Origin of the sequence: Brevibacterium sp. SIMBA_078, assembly GCF_046534565.1 — a bacterium.
GTDB lineage: Bacteria > Actinomycetota > Actinomycetes > Actinomycetales > Brevibacteriaceae > Brevibacterium.
Map to the genome: position 1 here is coordinate 1 of NZ_JAWRYQ010000017.1, position 588 is coordinate 588.

Sequence of the window (588 nt, forward strand, 5' to 3'; positions counted from 1 at the left end):
TTGTGTGCTTCAAAGCTTTGAATCGCTTTTTCAGCGTGATTTAGTGAGAAAAAATTCTGGCGGATTTCGTAATATGCACTCGCAGTTTGATAGTGAAATTCTGCCCTTTCTATTTCGTCGGGCACTTTATTAAGCTTCCTCTCTGCGATTCTGTAAAAGTTGATTGCTTCGATGAAATCTTTTTCATAAAAGTGATACATGCCGTTGAAGAGATAAAAATAGTATTGAATCATGTCATCTGTGCCTTTTTCCAGTGTTGCATTGTCTACTTTACTGAGTAGTTGTCCTGATTCTTTATAGTTTTCTGTCATCAGTTTAAATCTTGAGTCTATGAGATTGAAATACAGTAGGACGTTCTGATTTTCTTCCATGTTTGGAAATGTGTTTACGATTTTTTCTCGCATGGCTGTAGCTTTGAGAATGTTGTTTTGCTTTATGGTTATATACCATTCGTTGAGACTGTAAGCGACTTTTTCGAATTCTACTTTAGTTTCCACCTTATCCTTCCTCTCTTTATATTTTAAAAATTTTAAACCTTTTGTATTATTTCAAAATAAGAGCAATAGTTAAAGAAAAATTTTAAAATAT

1 pseudogene is annotated in these 588 nt (G+C 33.0%); it reads right to left on the reverse strand.

The features are described 5' to 3' along the window. Positions 1-497, reverse strand: a pseudogene (locus SB749_RS18660) (hypothetical protein); the annotation flags it as partial. Between the last annotated feature and the right edge of the window lie 91 nt (positions 498-588).